Annotated in this window: 3 protein-coding genes; 1 reads left to right on the top strand and 2 read right to left on the bottom strand. The window is 73.6% G+C overall.

The window, feature by feature from the left end; translation table 11 throughout:
- The coding region (locus ACFFNX_RS44360) for a penicillin acylase family protein (RefSeq protein WP_378212272.1) at positions 1-1,713 on the bottom strand (1,713 nt) is incomplete at its 3' end.
- Positions 1,714-1,858: 145 nt separating this feature from the next.
- On the opposite strand from ACFFNX_RS44360, the gene ACFFNX_RS44355 reads away from it, so the two are divergent.
- The gene (locus tag ACFFNX_RS44355; RefSeq protein WP_378212271.1) at positions 1,859-2,938 is read left to right on the top strand and encodes a DUF2637 domain-containing protein; all 1,080 of its coding nucleotides are present in this window, start codon (positions 1,859-1,861) and stop codon (positions 2,936-2,938) included.
- A gap of 148 nt (positions 2,939-3,086) precedes the next feature.
- Here ACFFNX_RS44355 and ACFFNX_RS44350 read toward each other — a convergent pair.
- Positions 3,087-3,919 (bottom strand): MSCRAMM family protein (locus ACFFNX_RS44350; RefSeq protein WP_378212270.1); only part of this gene is annotated, 833 nt, incomplete at its 5' end.

Raw genomic sequence — 3,919 nt, 5'->3', positions numbered from 1 at the left:
CGCGGCGGCGCGGCGGTCCGCCGGGACCAGCCGGGACAGCGCCGCGTCGAGCAGGCCCGGTCGCAGGTGGCGGCGGTACCAGACCTCGAACAGCGCCGCCGCGCCCGAGTCCGCCGACAGCGTCGCGTCCCATCGCCGCAGCGTCTCCAGGGCGGCCGCGACCTTCGGGTCGTCGGCGCTCAGGCCGTCCAGCACCGGCTGGATCCGCCGCGCCGGCAGGCTGACGTAGTCGGTCTGGAGCCGTACGCAGTCCTCGACCGTCCAGCCGGTGCGCGAGGCGAGCACCTCGCCGACGCGCTCGTACCGGAACGGGGCGTACCAGTCGCGAGTCACCGTGACCGGGTGGCCGTCGGGCACGTTGCGCTGGTTGGCGGTGGCCCACCAGCCCTGCCCGGGATCCCGTACGGACGGCAGCTCGTCCACATCGACGAAGCCGTCCCACTCGTACCGGCCGTCGCCGGGGACGGGCAGCGTGCCGTCCCAGCCGGAACGTCTGGGCACGCGGCCGGCGGGACGCCAGCCGATCGTGCCGTCCGGCGCGGCGTACACCTGGTTCTCCCCCGGCGCGCCCCAGCGGCGCATCGCGGCGACGAACTCGTCCGGGCCGCTCGCCTCCATATAGTCCATGCTGCCGAGGTAGGGCGCCATGCCCTCCTCGAGCCAGGCCGCGCGTACCGCGAACGCGCTCCCCTCGCCCTCGTGGATGACCGGCCCGTGCCGGGTGAACCACAGCTCGACCGGCACGGGGTCGCCGTCGCGGACCGGCACCGTCTCCCGGATCCGCTCCATCGGCTCCCAGCGGCCCTGGTAGCGGTACTCGTGGCGGTCGTTGGTCTCGTAGACGTACAGGTCCTCCTGGTCGATGGGGAAGATCGTCAGCCCGAAGGCGATCCGCCCGTTGTGCCCGATGGAGATGCCGGGCAGGGCGGGCTCGCCCGCGCCGATGACGTCGACGCCGGGGGCGGACAGGTGGGCGATGTAGCGCAGCGACGGCAGCGTGACGGCGCGGTGCGGGTCGTTCGCGAGCAACGGGCGCCCCGAGGCCGTACGGGACGGACCGATCACCCAGTTGTTGCTGCCGTCGAGCCCGGCGCGGGGCGCGCCCGTCGCCAGCCGGTACACGCGCAGCACGTCGTCCGGGATGACGGACAGGTCGAGCCCCTCGGGCACGCGCAGCGGGCGCGCCGGCTCGCGTACGCGGCGCAGGTCCTCCACCGCGGAGCCGTGGTCACGCAGGGTGAGCGCCCGCGCGACCTCGTCCTCGAGGTTGGCGAAGAGGCCGTGGCTGCGGATCCGCGCCACGTCCTCAGGCGCCCAGTACGCGGGGAGGTGGTGGGAGAACTCGGGCGGCAGGTGCTCACGGCGGTCCCGGCACAGGGCGACGAAGGCGTTGATCCCCGCGACGAACGCGCGGGTCACCCGCTCGGTGCCGGGGCCGTACGCGAGCCACTCGGCCGCCATGTCGCCGCGGTAGAGGAAGAGGCGGGCGGCGCGGTCCTGCTCGACGTACTCGCCGCCGAGGACCTCCGAGAGCAGCCCGAGACCGCGCCGCCGCCACAGGTCGATCTGGAACAGCCGATCCCGCGCGGCGTTGAAACCCTGGGCGACGAACACGTCGCCGGGCGAACGCGCGTAGATGTGCGGCACGCCCCAGCGGTCGACCAGGATCTCGACGGGCTCGGCGAGGGCGGGCACGACGTACGTGGCGGTCATCTCGCCTGACTATCCGAGGAGTCGGCCTGTCCGCAATCGCCCCTTAGCGTGACATTCACCGTGACCGTCGGCAAACCAGAAGATCATGGGGGTGAAATGTGCGTATTGTTCCTCCGAAAGTGGATCGGCGGAGGAGAGGTGGCTCGTGACTGACTCCGAGGGCGAACGGCACGGGCACCCGGTCCGCGCGCTGGGCGACGGCACCGGCGAGCGCGCCGCGGTGTGCCTGATCGGCCTCGCCATGCTCACGCTGGCCCTCATCGGCATGTACGTGTCGTTCGAGACGGTCTACGAGTACGTGCACCCGTGGTTCCACGACACGGCCTGGGCGGTGCCGGTCGCCATCGACATGGCGATCCTGGTCTTCTCGGCGGCCGACCTGCTCCTGTCGTACTGGAGGATGGCCAGGCCGTCGATGCGCCTGATCCCGTGGGGCTTCACCGCGGCGACGATCTGGCTCAACTGGCAGGCCGGCGGCCCGGTCCCGATCCGCATCGCCCACGCCGCGATGCCGGCGCTGTGGGTGCTGTTCTGCGAGTACGCCCGCCACGTCCTCGCCGCCCGCGTCGGCCTGGTGAACGGCGCCCGGATGGAGAGGGTCCGCCGCTCCCGCTGGCTGCTGGCCCCGCTGTCAACGGCCCGCCTGCGCCGCCGCATGATCCTCTGGGAGATCACGTCGTACCGCCGGGCCCTGCGGCTCGAGGCCGAACGCCACGCGGAACTCGCCCGCATGGAGATGACGTACGGCCGCCGCTGGCGCCGCCACGCCCCGGCCCACGAACGCATGGCCATCAGACTCGCCGCGGTGGCCCCGGCCGAACTCCTCCCCTCGCTGACGAGGACGATCGGCACCGCGCCTGCGGACCGTACGGCCGAGACGGCCCCGGCCGAGGCAGCACCGGCCGAAGTGACGCGAGCCGAGATGGCACGGACAGAAGCGACACCGGCAGAAGTGGCACCGGCCGAGGCGGAGGTCACCCGGCCGGACCCGATCCCGGACCTGCCGCCGGTGGAGCCGAAGATGGGGTCACCGCGGGAGCCGGAGCCGGCCGCGTCCTCCGAGGCGGCACGAACCAGGGGCAGCGCCCGCGAACGCGCCGTCGCCCTGCTCGCCACCGAGCCGGACATCCCGGGCACGGAGCTGGCCCGCCGCCTCGGCGTGACCACCGGCTACGGCCGCCGGCTGCGCTCCGAACTCCTCAACACCACCAACGGCTACCGCTGAACCGGCACCGCGCGGAGCGATCGCGGAGGCGGTGTTCTGCCGACCCCTCCGGCCCTTCCTGAAACGCGACGGGCGACCGCCGTCGACGGCGGTCGCCCGTGGTTCAGGCCCGTGGTCAGGCCCGTGGTTCAGGCTGGACGCGTACGGGTCAGGCGCCGGCCTGGTGGCTCAGCCAGACGTCGTGTGCCTCTTCGTCCTTGCCGTTCAGCACCACGGCGGAGGCGACCGGCGGGTAGCCGGAGGCCGTGATCGTGTACTGGCCACTGGTCAGGTCGCCGAAGGTGTACGTGCCGTCCGGGCCGGTGGTCGTGACGTCCACGACGTTGCCGTGTGCGTCCACCAGCGTGACCCGGGCGTCGGGCAGCGGGCCGCGGCCCTCCGCCTGGATCGTGCCGCCGATGCGGGCGCCCGCGGGGAGTTCGATCTCCTTGTCGGTGCGCGCGCCGTTCAGCTCGACCGGGACCGCGATCGGGCGGTGAGTCGCCGCGCTGACCGCCAGCGTGTAGGTGCCGGAGGGCAGTCCGGAGAAGGCGTATCCGCCGTCGGCGCCCGTGGTGCCGGTCGTCATGACCTCGCCGTGCAGGTTGGTCACGACCACCCGGGCGTCGGCGACCGGTTCGCCGTGCGCGTCGCGGACCACGCCGGTCAGCCCGGCCGACCCCTCCAGGATCGGGTCGAACTCCACCGGCCGGTCGCCGACCACCAGCGTGCTCGCCAGCGGGTCATGGCCCTCCGCCGACGCGACCAGAACGTAGGTCCCCGCCCCCGGCGTGGTCAGCTCGTACCGGCCGTCCGGCCCCGCGGAGGTGCGGCCGAGCTGGTGGCCCTGAATGTCGATCAGCGTGAGCACCGCCCGGCTCGCCGGGACGCCGTCGGGGCTGCCGACGAAACCGTGGATCACGCTGCCGCGCGCCGGCGCGTGGTCGCGGACCGCCGGGGCCGCGTGACGGCCCACACCCTGAGCGGGGCCGGCCGCCGAGG

The sequence above is a fragment of the Actinoallomurus acaciae genome (assembly GCF_042429965.1).
Lineage (GTDB): Bacteria > Actinomycetota > Actinomycetes > Streptosporangiales > Streptosporangiaceae > Actinoallomurus > Actinoallomurus acaciae.
This window is presented reverse-complemented; position numbering and strand designations above follow the sequence as displayed.